Annotated in this window: 24 protein-coding genes; 9 read left to right on the forward strand and 15 right to left on the reverse strand. The window is 25.1% G+C overall.

Annotated elements, in window-relative coordinates:
• From uppS to JG676_RS01455, 5 genes are all read left to right on the forward strand, one after another.
• Entirely contained in the window at positions 1–669 is a 669-nt protein-coding gene (uppS, locus tag JG676_RS01435) for a polyprenyl diphosphate synthase (RefSeq protein WP_200217095.1), read from the forward strand.
• On the forward strand, positions 666–1,439 hold the full coding sequence (locus JG676_RS01440) for an A24 family peptidase (protein WP_200217096.1): 774 nt from the start codon (positions 666–668) through the stop codon (positions 1,437–1,439). Before uppS ends, JG676_RS01440 begins: the two co-directional genes overlap by 4 nt.
• Positions 1,423–2,448, forward strand: a complete 1,026-nt coding sequence (locus JG676_RS01445) for an LptF/LptG family permease (RefSeq protein WP_200169412.1) — start codon at positions 1,423–1,425, stop codon at positions 2,446–2,448. The genes JG676_RS01440 and JG676_RS01445 overlap by 17 nt, the downstream gene beginning before the upstream one ends.
• Complete coding sequence (truA, locus tag JG676_RS01450; RefSeq protein ID WP_200217097.1) at positions 2,448–3,170, forward strand: tRNA pseudouridine(38-40) synthase TruA; 723 nt, start codon at positions 2,448–2,450, stop codon at positions 3,168–3,170. The genes JG676_RS01445 and truA overlap by 1 nt, the downstream gene beginning before the upstream one ends.
• Positions 3,171–3,232: 62 nt before the next feature.
• The gene (locus tag JG676_RS01455; RefSeq protein WP_200217098.1) at positions 3,233–3,649 is read left to right on the forward strand and encodes a copper resistance protein CopD; all 417 of its coding nucleotides are present in this window, start codon (positions 3,233–3,235) and stop codon (positions 3,647–3,649) included.
• Here the strand turns inward: JG676_RS01455 and trmA are convergent.
• The 4 genes from trmA to JG676_RS01475 are packed head-to-tail and all read right to left on the reverse strand — an operon-like array spanning position 3,636 to position 8,393.
• The gene (gene trmA / locus JG676_RS01460; RefSeq protein ID WP_200217099.1) at positions 3,636–4,712 is read right to left on the reverse strand and encodes a tRNA (uridine(54)-C5)-methyltransferase TrmA; all 1,077 of its coding nucleotides are present in this window, start codon (positions 4,710–4,712) and stop codon (positions 3,636–3,638) included. The genes JG676_RS01455 and trmA overlap by 14 nt on opposite strands.
• On the reverse strand, positions 4,709–6,430 hold the full coding sequence (locus tag JG676_RS01465) for a Na+/H+ antiporter NhaC family protein (RefSeq protein WP_200217100.1): 1,722 nt from the start codon (positions 6,428–6,430) through the stop codon (positions 4,709–4,711). Before JG676_RS01465 ends, trmA begins: the two co-directional genes overlap by 4 nt.
• Positions 6,427–7,176, reverse strand: a complete 750-nt coding sequence (locus tag JG676_RS01470) for an SDR family NAD(P)-dependent oxidoreductase (RefSeq protein WP_200217101.1) — start codon at positions 7,174–7,176, stop codon at positions 6,427–6,429. The genes JG676_RS01465 and JG676_RS01470 overlap by 4 nt, the downstream gene beginning before the upstream one ends.
• Positions 7,173–8,393 (reverse strand): ankyrin repeat domain-containing protein, encoded by a 1,221-nt coding sequence (locus JG676_RS01475; RefSeq protein ID WP_200217102.1) that lies wholly within the window; start codon positions 8,391–8,393, stop codon positions 7,173–7,175. The genes JG676_RS01470 and JG676_RS01475 overlap by 4 nt, the downstream gene beginning before the upstream one ends.
• A gap of 116 nt (positions 8,394–8,509) precedes the next feature.
• Between JG676_RS01475 and JG676_RS01480 the strand changes: the two genes are divergently transcribed.
• The gene (locus JG676_RS01480) at positions 8,510–8,959 is read left to right on the forward strand and encodes a methylated-DNA--[protein]-cysteine S-methyltransferase (protein ID WP_200217103.1); all 450 of its coding nucleotides are present in this window, start codon (positions 8,510–8,512) and stop codon (positions 8,957–8,959) included.
• Here the strand turns inward: JG676_RS01480 and JG676_RS01485 are convergent.
• Genes JG676_RS01485 through mobB form a run of 5 tightly spaced genes read right to left on the reverse strand, consistent with a single transcriptional unit; the run spans position 8,948 to position 13,316 of the window.
• Entirely contained in the window at positions 8,948–9,892 is a 945-nt protein-coding gene (locus JG676_RS01485; RefSeq protein WP_200217104.1) for a hypothetical protein, read from the reverse strand. The two genes, JG676_RS01480 and JG676_RS01485, sit on opposite strands and share 12 nt — an antisense overlap.
• Entirely contained in the window at positions 9,889–11,754 is a 1,866-nt protein-coding gene (gene metG / locus JG676_RS01490) for a methionine--tRNA ligase (RefSeq protein ID WP_200217105.1), read from the reverse strand. Before metG ends, JG676_RS01485 begins: the two co-directional genes overlap by 4 nt.
• Before the next feature lie 21 nt (positions 11,755–11,775).
• A complete protein-coding gene (locus JG676_RS01495; RefSeq protein ID WP_200169422.1) occupies positions 11,776–11,979 on the reverse strand; it encodes a hypothetical protein in 204 nt (67 codons plus the stop codon).
• A gap of 2 nt (positions 11,980–11,981) precedes the next feature.
• Positions 11,982–12,827 (reverse strand): class 1 fructose-bisphosphatase, encoded by an 846-nt coding sequence (locus JG676_RS01500; protein WP_200217106.1) that lies wholly within the window; start codon positions 12,825–12,827, stop codon positions 11,982–11,984.
• Between the two features lie 9 nt (positions 12,828–12,836).
• Positions 12,837–13,316: a molybdopterin-guanine dinucleotide biosynthesis protein B gene (mobB, locus tag JG676_RS01505; RefSeq protein WP_200169424.1), complete on the reverse strand. Its 480-nt coding sequence runs from the start codon at positions 13,314–13,316 to the stop codon at positions 12,837–12,839.
• A gap of 95 nt (positions 13,317–13,411) precedes the next feature.
• Here mobB and JG676_RS01510 point away from each other — a divergent pair, with 95 nt between their 5' ends.
• Positions 13,412–13,897, forward strand: coding sequence for a hypothetical protein (locus tag JG676_RS01510; protein WP_200217107.1), 486 nt, complete (start codon positions 13,412–13,414; stop codon positions 13,895–13,897).
• Here JG676_RS01510 and JG676_RS01515 read toward each other — a convergent pair.
• Genes JG676_RS01515 through gltX form a run of 3 tightly spaced genes read right to left on the reverse strand, consistent with a single transcriptional unit; the run spans position 13,800 to position 16,991 of the window.
• Entirely contained in the window at positions 13,800–15,416 is a 1,617-nt protein-coding gene (locus tag JG676_RS01515) for a lytic transglycosylase domain-containing protein (protein WP_200169426.1), read from the reverse strand. The two genes, JG676_RS01510 and JG676_RS01515, sit on opposite strands and share 98 nt — an antisense overlap.
• Positions 15,413–15,694, reverse strand: a complete 282-nt coding sequence (locus tag JG676_RS01520) for a YggT family protein (protein WP_200169427.1) — start codon at positions 15,692–15,694, stop codon at positions 15,413–15,415. Before JG676_RS01520 ends, JG676_RS01515 begins: the two co-directional genes overlap by 4 nt.
• Position 15,695: 1 nt before the next feature.
• The gene (gene gltX / locus JG676_RS01525; protein ID WP_200217108.1) at positions 15,696–16,991 is read right to left on the reverse strand and encodes a glutamate--tRNA ligase; all 1,296 of its coding nucleotides are present in this window, start codon (positions 16,989–16,991) and stop codon (positions 15,696–15,698) included.
• Between the two features lie 92 nt (positions 16,992–17,083).
• Between gltX and JG676_RS01530 the strand changes: the two genes are divergently transcribed.
• Positions 17,084–18,208, forward strand: coding sequence for a metallophosphoesterase (locus JG676_RS01530; protein WP_200217109.1), 1,125 nt, complete (start codon positions 17,084–17,086; stop codon positions 18,206–18,208).
• Positions 18,205–19,020, forward strand: a complete 816-nt coding sequence (locus JG676_RS01535; protein WP_200217110.1) for a phosphatidylserine decarboxylase — start codon at positions 18,205–18,207, stop codon at positions 19,018–19,020. Before JG676_RS01530 ends, JG676_RS01535 begins: the two co-directional genes overlap by 4 nt.
• Before the next feature lie 112 nt (positions 19,021–19,132).
• On the opposite strand, the gene JG676_RS01540 is transcribed toward JG676_RS01535, so the two are convergent.
• From JG676_RS01540 to JG676_RS01550, 3 genes are all read right to left on the reverse strand, one after another.
• Entirely contained in the window at positions 19,133–19,426 is a 294-nt protein-coding gene (locus tag JG676_RS01540) for a FlhB-like flagellar biosynthesis protein (RefSeq protein ID WP_200169431.1), read from the reverse strand.
• Between the two features lie 64 nt (positions 19,427–19,490).
• Positions 19,491–20,366: a pyridoxal-phosphate dependent enzyme gene (locus JG676_RS01545; protein WP_246801778.1), complete on the reverse strand. Its 876-nt coding sequence runs from the start codon at positions 20,364–20,366 to the stop codon at positions 19,491–19,493.
• A complete protein-coding gene (locus JG676_RS01550; protein ID WP_200217111.1) occupies positions 20,353–21,306 on the reverse strand; it encodes an OmpA family protein in 954 nt (317 codons plus the stop codon). Before JG676_RS01550 ends, JG676_RS01545 begins: the two co-directional genes overlap by 14 nt.
• Positions 21,307–21,311: the final 5 nt, after the last annotated feature.

Here is a 21,311-nt window from a genome sequence, read left to right on the forward strand (position 1 = left end):
ATGAATAAATTAAAACACCTTGCCATTGTAATGGATGGTAATAGACGTTGGGCTAAAGCTAAAGGAGTTTTAGCAAAATTAGGCTATTCTCAAGGTGTTAAAACAATGCAAAAAATTATGGAAGTTTGCGTTGAGGAAGGAATTTCAAATTTAAGTCTTTTTGCCTTTAGTACTGAAAATTGGGGACGCCCAAAAGATGAGGTTGAATTTATTTTTAAACTTTTAGATCGCTGTTTAGATGAGGCTTTAGAAAAATTTGAAAAAAATAATGTTTGTTTAAAAGCAATTGGTGATTTATCAAGACTTGATAAAAATTTAAGAGAAAAAATAGCTTTGGTTGAAGAAAGAACAAAGCATTGTAATTTACTCTATATCAATTTAGCTATTTCTTATGGATCTAAAAATGAAATTATTAGAGCTGCAAAACGGGTATTAGAAAAAGGTTTAGAGCTTAATGAGGAAAATTTAAGTAAGAATTTAGATTTGCCTTTAGATGTAGATTTGCTTCTTAGAGTGGGCAATGCTAAAAGACTTTCTAACTTTTTATTATGGCAATGTGCTTATGCTGAAATATATTTTAGTGAAACTTTATTTCCAAGTCTTACTAAAAGAGAGTTTAAAAAGATTATAAAAGATTATAAAAATCGCGAAAGAACTTTTGGTTTATGATAGTTTTTTTGCTGATTTTAGGAGCAAGTTTAGGTTCTTTTTGTAAAGCTTTAGCTGATCGCATTATTTATAAGCAAAAGATTTTTTCTCCTAGATCTTTTTGTTTTAATTGTAAAAAGAAATTAGGAATTTTAGAATTAGTTCCTATTTTTTCTTATCTTTTTTTAAAAGCAAAATGTAAATATTGTAAAAATAAAATTCCTTTTGAGATATTTTTAAGTGAAATAATCGGTATTTTTTTAATTTGTATTGCTTATTTTTACAATGTAAATTTATATGATTTTATTGTTTTTTCTTTTTTTATTTTCAATTTATTTTTACTTTCTTTAATCGATATAAAATTAAAGGCTGTTCCAGAAATTTTACTTTGGAGTGCTTTTTTTCTTGCTGGTTTTTATACTTTTAAAATAGAAGAAATTTTTTATATCTTTGTTTTTGAAAGTTTAAAAGAAGGATTTTTATTTTATGCTATAAGTTTTTCTGGAATTTTATTTTTATTTAAAAGTTTTATTCTTTTTTTAACTAATTTAAAAAGAGAAAACAAAATACTTGATAATCTAGGAGATGCAGATATTATTATAATTGCTTGTATAGGAGGAATTTTAGGTTTTAAGGATGGATTTATCACTTTATTTATTGCTTGTGTTTTAACTTTACCTTTTTTTATGATTAAAGTAAGAAAAGAGAAAGAACTTGCTATGATACCTTTTTTGAGTATATCTTTTATTTTAGTTTGGATTTTTAAGGTAAATTATGAAACTTTGTTATAAATATATTTTAAATCAATTTTTAAGTACAAATTTATCAATTTTTTTTACTTTATTTAGTATTGTTTCTATGGTATTTTTTATACAACTTGCTAAATTTACTTCAAGTATAGAGATTAGTTTTTTAGATCTTTTAAGACTTTATGGCTTTATGCTGCCAAGAATTTTGATTTTTACTTTACCTATAGCTTTTTTTATAGCTTTAACTTTGGCTTTTTATAGACTTTCTAAAGAAAATGAAAGTATAGTATTTTTTACATTAGGTTTTTCGCCTTTAAATTTAGCTAAATTTTTTCTACAGATTGCAAGTTGTGTAAGTGCTTTAATGCTTGTTGTGGCTTTGATTGTACTTCCTATTGTCTTTGAGCTTCAAGATAATTTTATTAACTACAAAAAAACTCAAGTTAAATTTAACTATAAAACAGGAGAATTTGGTCAGAAATTTTTAGATTGGATGATTTTTATTGAAAAAGAAGAAGCAAATGGATATAAAAATATTATTTTATATCATCCTAAAAAACTAAAAACCGATAAAGAGCAATTTATCATTGCTAAAGAAGCCAAAGTATTATCAAAAGAAAATGGTCTTTCTTTTGAATTAAGCTCTGGTAAAATGTATAATTTTGAAGATAATCAAACTATGTTTATAGGAGATTTTGAAAAGCTTGTAATTAATACTCAAGTAGATAATTTAAATCCTAAAATAAAAAGTTTTTATGAATATTGGAGTGATATTTCCACAAATGAAGAAAAAGCAAAGGAATTTGTTATATATACTACGATCGCTCTTTTTCCTTTGGCAAGTACTCTTTTTGCTTTAAGTTTTGGTATAGTAACTTATCGCTATGAGAAAGGTTTTATTTATTTTGGTATGTTTGGGGTAATTGGTGTATATTTTGGACTTTTAAATATTTTTCATCAGCCGCCAATTTTATCTTGTATTTTAATCTTTTTAAGTGTATTTTTTATTTCATTTATATGTTTTAAGAAAATGATTTTAAGTCGTTATTAATGAAATTAAAGATTATTTTTTCTTATGATGGTTCGGCTTTTTTAGGATCTGCAAAACAACCTCATAAAAAAAGTGTTCAAGATAGTATTGAAAATGCTCTTTCTCATCTTGGAATTTACAATCCTTTTTTAATGGCTTCAAGAACAGATAAGGGAGTGCATGCCAATAACGCTACAGGTTGCGTGGAGTGTGGCAATCATTTTAAAGATTTAAATTACCTTAAAAATCAACTCAATAAATACACTCATCCTTTTATACATATAAAACAAATTCAAAAAGTAGAAAAAGATTTTGAAGTTAGGTTTGATGTTAAGGCAAGAGAATATCGTTATATATTTAATCACGATCGATTTAACCCTTTTTTATCGCGTTATGTTTATTTTTACCCCTCCTTCGACATTGATAAAGCAAATGAACTTCTTGCTTTATTTAATGGAGAGCATAATTTTAAATTATTTCAAAAAGAAGGAAGCTCTATAAAAAATACAATAAGAAAAATGTATTTTACCAAGGCTTATACTTATAAGAGATTAAGTATTTTTACTTTTAGAGCTAATGGTTTTTTAAGAGCTCAAATTCGTTTAAGCGTGGCTAGCGTTTTAGCTGTCTTGGAAAATCGTTTAAGCAAGGAGCAGCTTAAAGAACAAATTGAGGCAAAAAAAGAGCATTGCAGAGTTCTAGCTCCTCCTAATGGTCTTTATTTGCATAGAATTTTTTATTAATTAACATAAATTAATTTTTTTATTTTATTTTTTATATAAAATATAAGAAAAAAGGAGAAAATATGAGCGAATATTATGTATATATTTTACTTATCCATTTAATTTGTGCTATATTTTTTGTAGGGTATTTATTTGTTGATATTTTTATTATAAGAAAAATAAAAAAGAATTATGCTAATTTTGATTCTAAACTTTTATCAAATACAGCGATTAAAATTATGCCTTTTATAGTTTTAATATTATTTTTAAGTGGAGGAATGTTAGCGAGTTTTCATTTTAAACCACTAAATGGTTATTTTGCTTTAAAAATTTTTTTAGCTTTAGTTATTTTTGTTTTAGTGTTATTTTCTTTATCTTGTCGTTTTATATTTAAAAAATCAAATCCTTTGGGTAAGATGATACATCTTATTGTTTTTATCTTAGCTATAATGATTGTAATTTTAGCAAAATTGATGAATTATTTTTTTATATCTTTTTGAGTAAAACCCCGCATTCTAAATGTTTGGTATGAACAAATTGATCAAAAAGTGCAAATTTTATAATTTGATGAGTTTTTAAAAGAAAATTTAGATTTTCTTTTAAGCTTAAAGGATTGCAAGAAATATAAATAATACTGTCATAATTTTTTATTAAATTTATAACTTCTTTATCAAGTCCAGATCTTGGTGGATCAACTAAAACGTGAGAAAAGTTAAAATCATCAAGATTGATATGTTTTAAACGATTAAATTCCCTCTCTTTTTTAAAGGCTTTACTAAGTTCTTCGCTTGAAAGTCTTATAAAATCAATATTAGAAATTTGATTTAATGTACAATTTTTTAATGCAAATTGTATATTTTTTTTAGAAAGTTCTGTAGCTAATACTTTGTTAAAACAAGAAGCTAAAGCTATTGTAAAATTTCCATAACCACAATAAAGTTCTAATAAATCTTTTGTTTTTTCTTGTTTGAGTATTGTTAATACCCATTCTATCATTTTTTCATTTATTAGGGTGTTTGGTTGTATAAAACAATCATTGTCGAATTCATAGATAAATTCTTTATCAAAAATATTTAAATTTTGGGTAAGAATTTCTTTTTGAAAAACTAGTTTTTTCTTTTTACTTCTTGCAATAAGATTTAATTGTAATTCTTTACTTAAACTAGAAAGTTCATTTTCTATTAAATTTATATCTTTATGATAAAGTAATGTGGTACTTAATTCTTTTTTACTTGCTAGAAATTCTACTCCAAAAAGTTTTTCTTTTAATAAATAATTTTTTTTTATATAATTGAGCAATAAAGGCATAATATCGCAGATTTTTTTATCGCAAAAATCTAGAGTATTAACAATATATTTTTTCTTAGTTTTTTCATCAAACATAGCATAAAATATATCATTATTTTCGTGATAAAAGGAAAGTTCAACTCTTGTTCTATAATGCTTAAAAGAAGATGGAAAAATTTGAAATTCTTCTTTATAGCTTTCTTTAAAAAGTTCTTTAATTTGTTTGATTTTTTCTTCTAGGGTATTGTCAATACATAATTTAGAAAAATCTTTCATTCAACTTTTTTTCCAATCATTCTTAGTAAAAATACAATAAGTATCAAATTTAAAGGTAAGACAATCCATACACTAAGCCCTAAAGAAATAGGCAAGTAACCAGTGATTAAAGAGATTGCACAAATAAATAAAGCATAAGGAATTTGAGTTCTAACGTGTTCCATATGATCACATTTAGCACTCATTGAAGAAAGTATAACATTATCTGAAATAGGTGAGCAATGATTTCCAAAAATAGCTCCTGTTAAAACACAACTTATATTAATAACCATATAATGATGTAAAGAATTTGGATCAAATTGATTTAGTTGTGCAATAGCATATGCTAAAGGAACAGCTAAAGGCATTAAAATACTCATTGTTCCATAGCTAGTTCCTATGGCAAAAGAAATTCCAGAAGCAAATAAAAATATAATCGAAGGAAGAACAAAAGATGGTAATTCTCCAACAAGAAGAGAAACTATATATTTTGAAGTTCCAAGATCTTTAACTATACTAGAAAGAGACCATGCAAGTAAAAGTAAAACTATGGTAAAAATCATAGTTTTCCAACCATAAATCCAAGTTTCTATTGCTTCTTTTAAATCAAAAATTTTTCTTTTAACTCCCATAAAAATAGCAACAATAGCAGAAAATAAAGCTGATTGAAATAAAACTATGGAAGAATCTGCATTTCCAAAGGTTGCTCTAAAAGCATAAAAAGACAAAGGATTTTCTTTAACTTGTTTTAATTCATCTGCTTCTAATACGCTAAGTCCATTAAAATAAAAACCAACAATACAAAGAAAAATTAGAACAAAAATAGGAACAATAGCACTTGAAGCCTTGATATTAATATGTTCTTTTGGTGCTAAAAATTGATCTTCTAATTCAGCTGTATTTAATGCTTGAGATTTTATTTTTGGTGCTACCTCTCCTGTAGTTCTAGCTCTTATTTCTGCGTGATACATTGGTCCAAATTCTCTTTTCATTAGCGCTGTCATTAAAACAAAGAAAAGCATAAAAATATTATAAAATCTATAAGGAATAGTTTCTAAAAAAATTCCAAAAGCACTAATATCTTCTATACCTATATGTTTATAAGCATTTTTAATTAAAGAAACTTCAAGACCTATCCAAGTAGAAATAATAGCTATCCCAGCAACTGGAGCAGCAGTTGAGTCTATAATAAAAGCAAATTTTTCTCTTGAAATTTTAAATTTATCTGCTAAAGGACGCATAATAGGACCAACAATTAATAAGTTTGCATAATCATCAAAAAATATTAAAAGACCTATAAACCAAGTATTTACTTGAGCACTTATAGCAGATTTAGCTTTTTTTGCAAAATTTAAAGCTATAGCTTTGGCTCCACCCATTTTGGTAACAAGGGCTACTAATCCTCCTATACATAAAATTTGTAAAATAATTCCAGCATTTAAAGGATCTGAAGTTGAGTGTAAAATATAAGAAATCATTTTTGTAAATGATTCTAAAAGAGCATTGTAAATATTTAAAAATTGTATTTTTTGGCTTAAAAAAATATTGGAAGATAAACTTAAAAGAAAAGTCCCGCTTAAAACTCCAGCAAACAAAGATAAAATAACATCCTTTGTAATAAAAGCTAAAGCAATTGCTATAATAGGTGGAACGAGGGTAAAAAAACCATATAAATTAGCATTAACATCAGCATTTCCAAACAATACAAGGGGCATTAAAAAAATTAATACAATTCTCATGAGAACCTCTCTATATGAAAACCATTCCAAGTTTGTGTAATTGGCATAAGTTCTATTTCATTAATATTAATGTGTTCTGGAAGATTAATAATAGAAACAATAACTTTTGCTATATCATTTGCACTGATAAATTTGGTATTTTCATAAATTTGTTCTGCCTTTTTTTTATCCCCTTTAAAACGAATTTCTGAGAATTCTGTTTTACAAAGTCCTGGAGCTATATTGGTAACTTTAATATTGCTTGATCTTAAATCATTTCTCAATGCAAAAGAAAATTGTCTTACAAAAGCTTTTGTGCCACAATATACATTACCACCAAAATAAGGATTTGTTGCTGCTACTGAACCTATGTTAAAAATATAAGCATTTTTTTGTTTTCTAAGTATAGGAATGATTGCTCTTGTAATATATAAAAAACCTTTAATATTTGTATCAACCATAGTATCTATATCTTCTAAACTTAAACTATCAAATTTATCTTGATTAAGAGCAAGTCCTGCGTTATTGATTAAAACATCAATATTTTTAAATTCTCTAGGTAGATTTTTAAGTTCTATATTTATTTGCTCTTTATTACGCACATCTAGCACAATGGTATAAAGTTTGTCTTTAAATTCTTCTTTTAAAAGAGCTAGTCTTTCTTTGCGTCTTGCTATAGCTATAACTTTAAAACCTTCTTGAATTAAAGCTTTTACGCAAGCTTCTCCGAAACCAGAACTAGCACCTGTAATTAAAGCTGTTTTCATTCTAAAGAGCCCCCATAAAATAAATTTTCATTAGGCTTAAGACCTAAAGATTGCAAGTATTTAGCATTTTCTTCTTTTTTAGCAGCTAGAGCAAAATCTAAAGCATTAAAACCTAGATCATCTTTCTCAAAAAGTTTTGCACCTTTTTGAACTAAAAGTTTTAAAATTTCTACATTTGCATATGCTGCAGCGTGCATTAAAACATTTTTAGAAGTATGATCAAGTGCACAAAAGGTTATAAAATAGGGTGTATTGCTTTCTATATTAGCGCTTAATGCCAGTTTTTCGTTATTGTTAATATATTTATGATTTACATCTGCTTTATTATTAAGTAAAAGTTCAATTATATCTTTTTTTTGGAATTCTATAGCATAAAAAAGAGGAGTTTTACCAAAAGCATTTCCTTGATTTACATTTGCCCCTTGTTCAATTAGAAATTTTGTATTTTGATAATTTTCTAAAGCATAGAAAATAGCACTTTCATATCCCTCATTAAGATCAGCGCCAAAATTTAAAAGAGTTTGAATAATTGTTATATCTCTTTGATTTAATAATGCAGATCTTAATGCTATAGTAAGCTCCGATTTAGTAGGGTTATTTGCATAAATAAAATCTTTTAAACAGATTTCATCACAATTTTTATTTTCAAGTATTTGCGATATCTTAGAAATCTCTTTTATAATTCTTGTTTCACCAACCGCCCAATTTAAAAATTCATTTAGAGCTTGTTTTGCTAAAAAATTTACCATTTCTTTGTTTAGATTAAATGTTTTTTGATAATAATCTTCTAAAGGTTTTAAACCATCATTATATTTTTGCCAAAAAGATTGATAAAGTCTAAAATTTCCTATACTTTGATAAGCCCAATATTTAAAGTAAATATTTAATGCTTGATATTTTTTATCAAGATCTATTTTCTTTTGAAGTTCTTTTTGATAGTTTAAAGGATCAAGTGAAATTTTTAACAATAAAAGATTAAATTCTGTAAGTTTAGGTAAATAAGATATGCCTGAACAAGAACTATTGCTTCCTCTTATTTCATTAGAAATTTTATAAAGATCTTTTGTAAAGATTACATTTTTTAGAGACTCTTTGCAATTATCAATTTTATCTACAATACTTTGATCAGATAAGTCAATTTTTTGATTTAAAATATCATTACAATTAAAAGCCAATATATATGAAAAAGATAAGATAATGAAAAATAAAAATTTCAATTTAGTCCTTCTTTGTGTTAAAATTTAGGTTTAAAATCGACATTTGATTTGTAATTTTTACTTAAAATAATTATGTGAAGCAGGATAATATATTTTTCTTTATTTAAGGATAAATAATGTTTAAAATTTGTTTTAAATCTCCTTTTTGTTACTTATCTCTACATAGTGATGGAAATTTTTTAACCAAAGTTAATTTTTATGAAAACTATTTTGAAGATAAAAGTTGCAAGATATTAGAACAAGCAAAAGAAGAATTAAATCTTTATTTTTTAGGAAAATTAAAAAATTTTAAAACACCTTTAAAATTTACGGGAAGCGAATTTGAGCAAAAGGTTTATAAAGCTTTGCTTCAAATTCCTTATGGAACTTTACTTACTTATAAAGATGTAGCTTTGAAAATATCTCATCCTAAAGCTTTTCGTGCTGTGGGTAATGCTAATTCTAAAAATGATATTCCTATGTTTATCCCTTGCCATAGAGTTGTAGCAAGCAATGGGATTGGTGGATATAATGGTGGTTTAGAAATTAAAAAATTTTTAATTGAGCTTGAAAAATCAGTTAAATAAATTTGATTCTTCTATTTGATCTTGTAAATAAAGATCTTTAATATACCTTCTATCTTTATCTAAAATAAGACAATATTTAAAATCTTTATTTTTTAAATCAAAAATATGAGAATAAGAAAAATCACAAAATAAAGAATTTTTTAAAGCACATTTAAAACCTTTAATATTTTTAAAATTTTCTCTAAAAAATTCAAAATCATTTTCATTAAAAACAAAAATAAGAGCTTTGTCACTTTTTCCAAATTCAGCAATTGTAAAATTATGATATATAAAATAAATCTGAAAAAAATCAAGTTTATTTAAATTAAAGCGAATATTATGTTTTTTTTCCTGTAAAAAAAGTATAAAATCAGCAAAAGTTTGTGCATAGATAAAAGGAAGCTTTAAATTTTTAAAATATATATTTTCGCAAATTAAATTGCTATAAAAAGGGCTTGAACTTTCTAATAATTGAAAATCAGCTTTATGAAGTTTTATAAAATTAGCACAAAGCTTTAAAATATAATTTTCATTACCACAACAAAAAATTTCATTTTTATCAGCTTTGATTAAAGAATTAAAATCTAAAAAGATATTTTCTTGTAAATTTTTTAAATGAAATATTTTTGAAAAATGAATTTCATTAGGATTGCATAATAAAAATTCACATTCTTTTTCTTCACATAAAAAACGTAAAAGTCTAAAAATAGATGTTTCTAAATTTGAACTTTGTAAATAGAAAATTTCTTTATCAAGAATAGGAATTTCTTTTTCATAGATAATAACAAAAGCGCCTTTTTTAATAGCTTCTTCTATCGCATTTTCATCATTTGAAAAAAAAGCATAAGCATATTTTACTTCATTTAAACTAAGGCTAAAGCCTTCAACACTTAAGACTTTGCCTTCATTAATAATTTTTGTATTTAGAAGTTCATTGAGATTTGAAATATTCATCCTATTAAAGAGCCATTTTTTACCAGTTGTTCAGGAGTGATTAATACAAGTTTATCTCCACTTTTAGCACTAAGTATCATACCATCACTTTCATATCCAAAAATCTTAGCTTTTTTAAGATTACTCAAAACACAAATTTGCTTTCCTATTAATTCTTTTGGATTGTAATGCTTGGCAATTCCCGAAACGACTTGTCTTATTTCTTTATTGTCAAGTTCAAGTTCAAATTTTAAAAGTTTATCACTTCCTTGTATTGCTTGACAGTCTTTAACCAAGGCTATTTTAATTTCAATTTTGGAAAAATCTTCTATTTTAATTTTTGCTTTGCTTTCTTCTTTTATTTCATTTTCTTTTTGACTTTTTTGTTCAATTTTAGGAAATAAAGCTTCACAAGGAGAAGCTTTAAAATCTAAAAGTTCATTATTTAAAATGAGCTTTTGATAAGTTTCATTTGATATTTCAAAATTTAAAGCATTGGCAACTTTTTTTGTGCTTTTTGGTAATGCTGGATTTAAAAGTATGCTAACTTGCGCTAAGATATTTGCACAAAGGGAAATTAAAGCATTTGCTTTTTCATTTGCATTATTTTTAACTAAATTCCAAGGTTCATATTTACTTATACTTAAATTTGCTACATTTAAAGCTTTAAAAAGCTCTTCTAAATAATGATTAGTTTGTAAAATTTCTAAAAAATTAATAGCTTCTTTTAAATGCTTTTTTGCTTGATTGTATTCTTCATTAAAATATTTTAAAACATCTTTGCATTCTATATAATTTTGAGAATATTTTGCACTCATTCCTATAATACGCCCAAGTAAATTTCCAAATTCATTACTGAGTTCTGCATTGATGTGATTGATTAAAGATTGTTCATTAAAATCTCCATCATTACCAAAAGATACTTCTTTAAGGAGAAAATATCTAAAAGCTTCCAATCCATAGGTATTAGCAATTTTTCTAGGATCTACTATATTGCCTTTAGACTTGCTCATTTTTTCACCATCTTGTATCCACCATCCGTGTGCTGCTATAAATTTAGGCAGAGGTAAATCTACACTCATTAAAAAGGCAGGCCAGTAAATAGCATGAAAGCGTAAAATGTCTTTTCCTACTAAATGTATATGTGCAGGCCAAAATTTTGAATTTTCATTTTGCAAGGAACTTACATAAGTAAAAAGCGCATCAAGCCAGACATAAATAATATGTTTATCATCTTTTAGTTCTTTTGGAAGTTTAATTCCCCAATTAAAACTTGTTCTAGTAATAGAAAGATCTCTTAAACCATTTTGAACAAAATTAATAAGTTCATTTTTTTTATTTTTAGGCAGTATAGGATCGGCTTCTTTATACCATTTTAGAATTTTATCTTGATATTTTGAAAGTTTAAAAAAATAACTTTCCTCTTTTAAAAGAGAAGTTTCTTTACCACAATCAGGACAACAAAGATGGTTAATTAGCTGTGTTTGAGTGAAGAAGCTTTCGCAAGAAATACAATAATGCCCTTCATATTCATCTTTGTAAATATCTCCTTTTTCATACATTTTTAAAAAAACATTGCGAACAAAATCAATATGTTTTTGATCTGTAGTTCTTGCGTATATATCATAAGTAATTTCAAATTCATCCCAGAGTTTTTTAAATTCTAAGCTTATTTTATCGGCATATTCTTTAGCGGAGTTATTACGATTTTTAGCTGCTTGTTCTATTTTTTGTCCGTGCTCATCTGTACCTGTTAAAAATTTTGTCTCATATCCTTGTAAGCGGTAAAATCTTGCCATTGTATCAGCTAAAATTGTAGTATAAGCATGACCTAGATGAGGTTTGTCATTTACATAATAAATTGGTGTAGTTATATAACGCATATTTTTCCTTTAATTAAATTTCTAAAAGTCAAAACCACCTTCATTTTTACCTTTTGACATACTATTATAAACTGCATCAACATAATTTTTACGTGTTTGACAAGTAAAAATTTCAGGGCAGTTATAACAAGAAGTAAAATTTTTTGTTTTTTGACAATTTTCTAGTTTTTCTTTATTTTGTTTTAAATTTTCTTCAAAACTATCAAGAGTAGCTATCTCTTCCATATTTAATTAACCTTGTTAAAATTTAAAAGTTTTTGAATTTCGTATTTTGATCCAAAAAAACAAGGTGTAGTAGAATGAATCGCGTTAAATTTAAGATCCAATAAAGAAGTGTTATCTCCATTACTTGTAAGACCTCCAGCTTTTTCAATAATAAAAGCCAAAGGAAAGACTTCAAAAAATACTCTTAATTTTCCATTTGGAGCATCCTCTGTAGCAGGATAGCTAAATAATCCACCTTTTTTCATTAAAATTTGATGTATATCACTTACCATAGCTCCAGAATATCTTAATCTATAACCCTCATTAAATAATTCTTGTATAAATTTTTTATGCTTATTGCTCCAAAATTTTTGACTTCCTCCTGTTGCGTTGATTTTTCCTTTTTCTTGCATATGAAGTTCTTGTATGAAAGTAAAATGATTGTTTTGATCTAAGCGATAAAGTTTTGGTAAATCTTCACAAATTACAAGCTCAAGTCTAGCTCCATATATACTATAAACAGCTGCTTTTAAATTTTTTGTATCAGCTTTTTGTTCATAAATGGCGAAAATAGAACCTATAGCAAAATTTACATCCATTAAAGAAGATCCATCTAAAGGATCATAGGCTATGATATATTTAGCTTTTTCATTGATTATTAATTCTTCTTGTTTTTCTTCGCTAATTAAAGCTTTAATATTAGGGCATTCTTTTAAGGTATTGGTAATAATTTGATCACTTAAAATATCGAATTTAAGTTGAGTATCTCCTGTGTTATTTTGAGTTTTTTCATAAGAAGTATCTGGAAATTTAAGTTCATTTGAAATTTTAATTACAGCTTTTTTTATAAAATCAAAAATTTCTTGCATATTTTTTCCTTATAGTTTTTTTGCGTGATTTAAAATATAAGTATAGATCCCCTCTATATCATCTAAATAAAGCCATTTAAGATTTTTATTTGTTATTTCTTTATAAGAAGCAATAGCATTTGAAAAGGCAAAATAACTTTCATCAATCTCTTTACAAAATACGCTAATTCTTGGAAGATCAAGTGTTTTTAAGCCTTCAACCAAACATATATCAAAATCTTTAACCATTTTAATGCTTTCTAAAATATTGCGCTCTTGGTGCGAGAAAAATGTTGTTCTAGTAGGACTTAAAACTATAACTTCAGCCCCGCTTTGAAAAAAGCGAAAACTATCTTTTCCGTTAAAATCAAATTGGGCTTTATCAGAAGGATCATGCTTTATGATTAATACTTTAAGATTATTTTGTATCATTTTTTGCGCAATCTTTGTTATCAATGTTGTTTTACCAGAATTTGAAGGTCCACTAAAAGCCATAATAGATTTCGTCATTTTTTCTCTTTGGATATTTTTTAAGAATTATACCTTATTTAAAGCAAAAAATAGAGACAAAAAGTTATAATTACTAAAAATTTTAAGGCTTATTAATGAAAATTTTTATTTCAATATTTATTCTTTTTTTATTTAATGCTTGTTCTTTAAAAAATGATAAAATTACCGAAGTTAATCTAAAAACGCAAACTTTAATGTTTTCTCAAAAAAAGAAAATTGATGATGAGAATTTAAGTTTTGTAGTTACCTTAAGCTATTTAAATCCTATTTTAGACGAGAAAACAAAAGAAGATGAATTTGCATTACAAATTACCCCTAATTTACTAAATACAAACCATTTAAAAGCTTATATTAATGATAAAGAAGCTATTATAGTTAGAATAAAAAAAGATAGTGAATATTTAAAATATTTATTTCAAAATGAATTTACTGACTATTTTAAATTTTCATTGCCTTCAAATCAAAATGAAACAAATCTTAAAGTCAAGATTTGTTTAAATCATTGTTTTGAATTAGATTTTCAAAAATATCCGAAATCTTTATATTATCGTTCAGAAGATATCGATACACAATATAATTAGCCAAAACTTTTTTTCCATAAATTCTACTTTCTTGATAAGGAACAAGCTCCATTGATAAAAATGGTTCAAATTCTCCTTTTTTAAAAAGATCCTTTCTTGCTAACATCCTTTTAGTAAATCCTATACCTCCATTATAGGCATAAGCGATAAAAAGAGGTGAATTTAAATGAGTTTCAAGATAATCTAAATGATGATTAGCAAAATAATAAGCTGTTTTAGGATTAAACATTAAATCTTGATCAAAATTATCAATTTTTAATTCTTTATTACCAATATGATTGGCTAAAAATGGCATAAATTGCATAATTCCTAAAGCATAAGAAGTTGAAATAGCAGTTGGAATAAAGCGACTCTCTTGTCTTGCAATGGCTAAGATTAAAGCCTGTCTTTTGGTATCATAATCTTTTATAAATTCATAATAGGGTGTTATAAAATAATGATTTTTAAATTTATAAAGCCTTTCTAAAATATAGGCATAAATAGGTAAAGTTTCTTGTGTATTGAACTGATTAGCAAGGTTTTTAAGTTTATCTTGATCAGCATTTGCAATTTCTTTTGCAAGAGCTTGCCAAGCAAAAGGATCTTGCATATTAAAGGAGTTTTTTTCTTTTTTTGGCTTAGGACTTAAAATTTTAGGAAAGTTTGAATTTGTAAGTTCTCGTGCATATAAATTATAAATATTTAATGAAGGACTATTTGCTAGATTGATTAAATCTTGCTTATTTTTTTTAATCATATACATCCAAAATAAAGCATTGTCTTTATTTTCTTGTTTATTAAAACTTTTATAAGCTTGCTCAAAAAAATTAAAAGCTAAATCTTTTTTATGATAAATTAATGCATTTACACCGAGAAAAAAGGCAGAAATTTCTTGAACATTTTCTGGTTTGACATTTAGCAATGATAGACTAAATTGAGGATTATCTTTTTTAATAACAATATTTTGAATAAATTGTTTAAAATTTTGAGAATGAGAGAGTTTGTTGATAAAAGATTCACTTAAGGGATAGTCAATTTTCATAGAATAATTATAAAGTTTAAAAAAATTATCCACATCTTCTTTTTTATCTAAATAAGCAACAGGTTTTTCTTGATTAAAAGCAAGCAAAAGATTAATAATTTCTGGTTTTTCTTGTTGCATATTTGAGGCTAAAATTTTTCTTGTTTCATTATTTAAACTAGCTATAAATGCTACAGAATTTAATCTTACATTTTGACAGGTTAGATTGGCATCTAGGATATTATTTTTAGTGTAAGTAAAACATTGTTTATATAAAGGGTTGATATAAGTTGCAACAGGTACTATCTTTTCAAGTTCAGTTTTTATTTTTCCTATATAACGAAAAATATGAGAATTAAGACTTTGTGCTTCATTTTTACTTACATTATTTTCTTCTAAAAGTCTATAAATATAATAATCTTTAGCTAAAGAATTATCTTTTTGTTTTAGTTCTTCTAGATCATAAGAATTTCCAAATAAAAAATTAGACAATAAAAAAATTAAAAATATTTTTTTCATAAAAATTGTCTCACTAAATTTGAGATTAATATATTTAAAAATTGTAAAGCTAAAATAATTATTAAAGGTGCCAAATCTATATTTCCAATACGTGTTGGAAATTTTCTAATTATATTATAAGCGGGAGCACTTAATTTATATAAAATTTGAACAATAGGATTATAAGGATCTGGATTTACCCAGCTTATAAGTGCTGTGATAATTATTATCCATATATAAATATTGATAATAATTTGTAAAATTTGGATTAAAGAAAGTATTAGGGAATCTATAATCATTTTATATCCTTGCTAAGTCGTTAATGAAAGGTTTTATATAAGTATATAAGTCACTAAGTTCTGGACCATGAATGCTGCCTGTAAGAATAATTCTTAAAGGCATAAAAAAATTTTTTCCTTTTAAATTAGTTTTTTTCATTAATTCTTTTTTAAAATCTTCATAATCTTGAGGTAGATTATAATCTTTTAAATTTTCCTTAATGATTAAACATTCTTTTTTAAAATCTTCATAATCTTTGATAGAAAAAATAGTTTTCATTTTATTTTTAAGCTCTACCAAAGTGCTTGATTCTTGAGTGTAAAATTTAGCTAATTCTGCTACATCTTTATTTAAATTTAGAAGCTCGTTAAGTTTAGCATTTGACATTTTTTTAATATGTTCTCTATTGATTTGTAAAAGTTTTTTTAAATCAAATCTTGCAGGAGATTTTGAAATTTTTTTAATATCAAACCAAGCCAATGCTTCTTCTAAGGTAAAAATTTCATATGGAGTTTTATTACCAAGTAAAATTAAATAATTAATAATTGCATCTGGTAAAATACCATATTCTAAAAGCCATTTTACACTAGAATGCGCTTCTCTTTTACTCATTTTTACACCATTTTCATTAAGAATAATAGGTAAGTGTGCATAAATAATTTCTTTTTCATAGTTTAAACTTTTGCGTATATGTTCTTGTTTGGGTGTGTTTGAGACATGATCTTCGCCTCGTATAATACAAGTTATATTTTCGAGCATATCATCAACTGCACAAGCAAAATTATAAGTTGGGGTTTTGTCTGTTCTTAAAATAACAAAAGAATCAATATCATCAGGTTTAAAATTAAGTTCTCCTTTAATTAAATCTTTGAAATTTATATCATTTTTTGGTTTTTTAAGTCTTACAACAAAAGGTTTATTGCAGTTTAAAACATCAATATCTTTTAATTTTTCGCAGGTACCATCATAACGATAAGCTTGATTATTTTTTTTGGCCAATTCTTTTTTTTTGCTAAGTTCTTCTTCAGTGCAAAAACAAGCAAAGGCTTTTTTTTCGCTTACTAATTTTAAAGCCATTTTTTGATGAAAATTTAAATTCTCGCTTTGTATATACAGATGTTGCCAAGAAATACCAAAAAGTTTTAAAAGTTCTTTAATTTCTTCATCTTTTCCTTCTATATTTCGCATTTTATCTGTATCTTCTATGCGCAAAACAAATCCATTTTTATCTTGTTTTGAGCAAATATAATTAAAAATTGCAGCACGTAGATTTCCTATATGCATATCTCCTGTGGGAGAAGGTGCAAATCTATACATCATAATAGCCTTTATTGTTTTTTAGTTGAATTTCCATTATATCAAAAAAAAATATATAAAAATTTAATATAATTTTATGTATAATTTGATTTATGTTAGCTTTTATTTTTTTTTCTGCAATTTTATTTATTTTTGCTTTAGCAAATGTATATATTTATAAAAGATTAATAGTTAAAATTTCCTTTTTTAAATATTTGCATAAATTCTTAAAATATTTTTTAATATTACTTTATATTTTGCAAATGTTCTTTTTTTTGTTTCGTAAAGAAGATTTTTTAAGTGATGAAATATATGAGATTTTAGCTTTATCATTTGCCCCTACTTATTGTTTCTTTTTTATTACTTTATTTTTAGATTTTATAAAATTTATCTGCATTTTTTTTGGGAAAAATTATTCTATATCATATAAATTTTTACGCATTATTTTTGAAATTTTTATATTAATTTTTGGAGGATTTTTAATATATATAAGCATAAATAATGCTCTTAAAATTCCTAATGTTAAAAAGGAACAAATTTATATTGATAATCTAAAACAAGATTTAAAAATAGCTATGCTTACTGATATTCATTTAGGAAAAAATCTTCATAAGAATTTTTTAGAAAAACTTATCATAAAGACTAATGCCTTAGAACCTGATTTGGTTGTAATAGTAGGAGATTTGGTTGATACTGATGTTATGTATTTAAAAAATTATATAAATATATTAAATGAATTTAAATCGAAATTTGGAACTTTCTATGTTTTAGGAAATCACGAGTATTATCATAATGTCAATAAGGTTTTGCAACTTTTAAATGAAAATACAAATATGCAAATTTTATTAAATAAAAATATAGATTTAGGGATCATTAACATTGCTGGAATAGGTGATTTGATGGGCTTAAAACAAGGTGTTTATGGTCCAGATTTAGATAAGGTTAAAAAAGATTTAAGCAAAGATAAGCCAAGTATTTTATTAACCCATCAGCCAAAAACAGCATTACTTTATGATGTGAGAGATTTTGATCTTATTTTAAGTGGGCACACTCATGCTGGACAAATTTTTCCTTTTGGAATTGCTGTAAAATTAAATCAAGGGTTTTTGTATGGTTTGTATTATTTAAATGAAAAAACAAAACTTTATGTAAGTAGTGGAGCTGGATTTTGGGGTCCTAGCTTAAGAGTTTTTGCTCCAAGTGAAATAGTATTATTAGAATTAAAAGGAAAGAAATGAGTTTTTCTAATCAAAGTTCAAGAATTTTTGGACTTATAACTAGGATTAAATTTTTCAAACCATTGCAAATATTAATAAATAAAGCTTATATAAAATATTTTAAAATTGATATGAGCGAATTTAAGCAAGCACGTGATTATGAAAGTTTAAATGCACTTTTTACAAGAAGTCTAGAAATTTCAAGAAAATTAGAAGATGATTTTATAGCGCCTTGTGATGGAAAAATCATACAAATTACAAATTCTTTTTGTCAAAAAAAGGATGAATTTTTGTCTTTTAGTATTAAAGGGAAAGTTTATAGCATTAACGCTCTTATAAGAGATAATTTTGAATTAAAAGAGCTTGAAAATGGACTTGATTGTGTTAATATTTACCTTTCTCCAAAAGATTATCATCGCTATCACGCTCCTTGTAATTTAGAAATTTTAAGTGCTATTTATACTCGAGGAAAACTTTATAGTGTAAATGAAAAATATTTAAAAAGAATTCCAAATCTTTATAGTGAAAATGAAAGAGTATGTTTAAAATGTAAAAGTGAAAATAATTTTATCTTTTGGCTTATTTTCGTTGGAGCGCAAAACGTTGGAAAAATGCGTTTTAATTTTGATTTTAATATACAAACAAATACAAACAAGTATGATAATTTTACTACAACATATCATAATTTAAAAATAACAAAAGGGGAAGAGTTAGGAAATTTTGAGTTAGGCTCTACTATTGTTATAATAGCTCAAAAAGGATTTTTAAATTTCAAAATTCAAGAAAATCAAAATATTAAATTTGGTCAAAATATAGCTAATTTTATAAATTGAGTATATAATTTAGATTTTTAATATTTATTATTTTATTTTATAGTTAAGATGCAATATTTTAGATTAATTTCTTATTTTGATGGAATTTATTGTTTATTATTTGTAAATTAATTTAATTATGTTTTTTTTCTGCAGGTGTTTCATTGACCATTTGATAAATAAAAGCAAACACTTCAGCTACTGCTTTATACATATTAGGAGGGATTTCATCACCTAAATCAAGTTTGCTTAAAATTTCTATTAAATCTTCATCTTCTTTTATGGGCACTCCGTGTTCTTTAGCGAGAGAAATAATTTTAGATGCACTTTCACCTTTTCCACTTGCTAGAACTTTTGGAGCATTTTGCTGATCTTTTTTATAACCCAATGCCACAGCTTTTTTGATAGACTTTTTAATTTTACCCATAATGCAACTTTTATTTTTTTAATTAAAATTATATAAAATAAATATCAATTTAAATTAAAAAAAATTACAAATGTGCAAATTTTCTCTTATATCTTTCTAACATACTTTCATTACCGATAATCCCACCTTGGTGTATATATAAGATAGGTTTTTTAAAAGTAGTTTGATAATACATAAGTGTTTTTATGCCTAACATATCATAAAGTAAATCAAATTCAATATTGCATTCTTGTTTTAGCATTAAATAAAGCTTATAAAATTCTAAATAAGGTTTAGCAAAATGATATTTTTTAGGAAGTTTTAGTATATATAAATTAGAAAAATCATAATAAGGATCAAGGGTTAAAATTTGTTTTTTCAAATATATTTCATCTCCAACGCAAGCACAGGTAAAAACCTTTGATTTGCTATGTTTTGCTAAAAAAGCTGCAGATGTTCCGGTTCCAGAAGGTAAAAATATATCAAAATCTAAATTTAAACTTCTGCTTTGTTGATCAATTTCTTTTGCAAGATGTATAAAACCAGCTTCTACTTCTTTATTTGCAACTCCTTCTTCGATAAAAATATCTTTTTCTTGTTTTAAGGAGAGAGCTTTTTCTCTACGATGGGAAAAATCTATATTTTGTATAATTGTAGCCTTATTTTTTAAGGCTAAAGCATAATTTCCGTGAGGATTTTGCTCCAAAAAAGAAGAGAGTTTTTCACAAACAAAAAAAAGTTGATAGTTATTTTGTCTGCAAAATATACTAAGGGCAAGCAAAGCATTGCTTTGGGAGCTTCCAAAACTAATAAAACGTTGATTTTTAGGATATTTTTTTAAAAGATAATGATAAAGTTTTCTTGCTTTATTGCCGTTAATTTCCCCTAATAAATCATCGCGTTTTATATAAAAATTAAAATTACAAAAAGAAATTTTTTCTATAGGACTATTTATATTCAAAGAACTTTTCAACTTCTTTAAGAGCATTATCATTTTTAATGCTAAATTTAATTTCTATCCTACGGCTCAGTTCTTTATCTTCTATGCCATTTTTAATTATAGGATCAGAAAACGATCTTCCACTTGCCATCAAAAGTTTTTGCAATCTTGGGTCTTTATTAAAAGTATAGATAAAACTCATTACTTCATAGGCTCTTTTTTGAGATAAATCTAAATTATAAATATAAGATCCATCGCTATCTGAATGTCCTTCTATAATGATATTTTCTATATTATTTAAAATAGAGGGATCATTTAATATTGCATTAAAATATTCATTAAGTATTTTTTTAAGATTTGATTTTACTTCATTTTTTAATATATAAGAGTCTCTATCAAATAAAATTTCTGCTGGCAATATAATTGCTCCAGTTTTTTCATTTATAGTGATATTAGAATCGAGTTTTGATTGAAGTTGTTTGCTTAAATTTTCTTTTATAAAATTTAAATTTTGAACTTTTATTTTAGCTTCTTCAAAGTCTTGTTTTAAATTTTGAAATTCTTCATCTTTTTTTTCAAGTTGGCCTAATAATATTAGAATTTGTTTATCTTTACTATCTAAGGTAGAATTTAACTCTTTGCTTAATTGTTGATAATTTGTTATATTTGCCTCAAGTTCTGCTTTTTGTTGATTGATGAGATTTATTGCATCGGAAGTTTTACTTAACTCTTTGCTTAATTTAAAAACGATATCTTCTTTATTTTTTAATTCTTCTTCGCTTCTTTTAAGATGTTGCTCTTGTTTGTTTAAATTCTTTTTAATTTCTTGTAAGTCGCTTTGGGTTAAAACGTATTTTACTACAATAGCACCAATTAAAAGAATAAAAACAAAAAGCAAACCAGCCATTAAATCAGCATAGGCTATCCAAAAATTATTTTCTTCTTTGTTTTGATTATCCATATTTT

Source organism: Campylobacter sp. 2018MI34 (assembly GCF_016598975.1).
Lineage (GTDB): Bacteria > Campylobacterota > Campylobacteria > Campylobacterales > Campylobacteraceae > Campylobacter_D.

What these genes read in the sequence shown, in the direction of transcription:
- JG676_RS01510 (WP_200217107.1), top strand. Translation starts at nt 13,412, where the DNA reads ATGAAAATTTTTATTTCAATATTTATTCTTTTTTTATTTAATGCTTGT.
- trmA (WP_200217099.1), bottom strand. Translation starts at nt 4,712, where the DNA reads ATGAAAGATTTTTCTAAATTATGTATTGACAATACCCTAGAAGAAAAA.
- truA (WP_200217097.1), top strand. Translation starts at nt 2,448, where the DNA reads ATGAAATTAAAGATTATTTTTTCTTATGATGGTTCGGCTTTTTTAGGA.
- JG676_RS01455 (WP_200217098.1), top strand. Translation starts at nt 3,233, where the DNA reads ATGAGCGAATATTATGTATATATTTTACTTATCCATTTAATTTGTGCT.
- JG676_RS01440 (WP_200217096.1), top strand. Translation starts at nt 666, where the DNA reads ATGATAGTTTTTTTGCTGATTTTAGGAGCAAGTTTAGGTTCTTTTTGT.
- JG676_RS01480 (WP_200217103.1), top strand. Translation starts at nt 8,510, where the DNA reads ATGTTTAAAATTTGTTTTAAATCTCCTTTTTGTTACTTATCTCTACAT.
- JG676_RS01485 (WP_200217104.1), bottom strand. Translation starts at nt 9,892, where the DNA reads ATGAATATTTCAAATCTCAATGAACTTCTAAATACAAAAATTATTAAT.
- JG676_RS01550 (WP_200217111.1), bottom strand. Translation starts at nt 21,306, where the DNA reads ATGGATAATCAAAACAAAGAAGAAAATAATTTTTGGATAGCCTATGCT.
- mobB (WP_200169424.1), bottom strand. Translation starts at nt 13,316, where the DNA reads ATGACGAAATCTATTATGGCTTTTAGTGGACCTTCAAATTCTGGTAAA.
- JG676_RS01445 (WP_200169412.1), top strand. Translation starts at nt 1,423, where the DNA reads ATGAAACTTTGTTATAAATATATTTTAAATCAATTTTTAAGTACAAAT.
- gltX (WP_200217108.1), bottom strand. Translation starts at nt 16,991, where the DNA reads ATGTATAGATTTGCACCTTCTCCCACAGGAGATATGCATATAGGAAAT.
- metG (WP_200217105.1), bottom strand. Translation starts at nt 11,754, where the DNA reads ATGCGTTATATAACTACACCAATTTATTATGTAAATGACAAACCTCAT.
- JG676_RS01530 (WP_200217109.1), top strand. Translation starts at nt 17,084, where the DNA reads ATGTTAGCTTTTATTTTTTTTTCTGCAATTTTATTTATTTTTGCTTTA.
- JG676_RS01495 (WP_200169422.1), bottom strand. Translation starts at nt 11,979, where the DNA reads ATGGAAGAGATAGCTACTCTTGATAGTTTTGAAGAAAATTTAAAACAA.
- JG676_RS01500 (WP_200217106.1), bottom strand. Translation starts at nt 12,827, where the DNA reads ATGCAAGAAATTTTTGATTTTATAAAAAAAGCTGTAATTAAAATTTCA.
- JG676_RS01465 (WP_200217100.1), bottom strand. Translation starts at nt 6,430, where the DNA reads ATGAGAATTGTATTAATTTTTTTAATGCCCCTTGTATTGTTTGGAAAT.
- JG676_RS01470 (WP_200217101.1), bottom strand. Translation starts at nt 7,176, where the DNA reads ATGAAAACAGCTTTAATTACAGGTGCTAGTTCTGGTTTCGGAGAAGCT.
- uppS (WP_200217095.1), top strand. Translation starts at nt 1, where the DNA reads ATGAATAAATTAAAACACCTTGCCATTGTAATGGATGGTAATAGACGT.
- JG676_RS01520 (WP_200169427.1), bottom strand. Translation starts at nt 15,694, where the DNA reads ATGATTATAGATTCCCTAATACTTTCTTTAATCCAAATTTTACAAATT.
- JG676_RS01540 (WP_200169431.1), bottom strand. Translation starts at nt 19,426, where the DNA reads ATGGGTAAAATTAAAAAGTCTATCAAAAAAGCTGTGGCATTGGGTTAT.
- JG676_RS01535 (WP_200217110.1), top strand. Translation starts at nt 18,205, where the DNA reads ATGAGTTTTTCTAATCAAAGTTCAAGAATTTTTGGACTTATAACTAGG.
- JG676_RS01515 (WP_200169426.1), bottom strand. Translation starts at nt 15,416, where the DNA reads ATGAAAAAAATATTTTTAATTTTTTTATTGTCTAATTTTTTATTTGGA.